General features: G+C 53.6%; 1 pseudogene. It reads right to left on the bottom strand.

Annotated elements, in window-relative coordinates:
• Positions 1-222: pseudogene (locus ACY2RQ_RS19960) on the bottom strand (RHS repeat protein); the annotation flags it as partial.

The raw sequence follows: 222 nt of genomic DNA, 5'->3' as shown, positions 1-222 counted from the left end.
AGTACAGTTATCAGACTGATGGCCCTCCACGCGGGTGACCTTACGCACTCCGTGAATAGTGGTGTAATGGTAAGTAGTCTCTTTACCCAGAGCATTGGTGACAGTAACTCGGGGGTCATCGGCATCATCAATATGGGTGTAGTCCAGAGTGACTTTTTCCTGCCCCGCGTGTTGTGAGGAGGTGGCCCGGCCTTGGGCATCGTAAGTCCAGGTAGCAAAGCG

It is taken from the genome of Parendozoicomonas sp. 209JJ7-1, assembly GCF_058147085.1.
The sequence above is the reverse complement of the archived record's forward strand: the minus strand, read 5'-3'. Positions and strand labels throughout refer to the sequence as shown.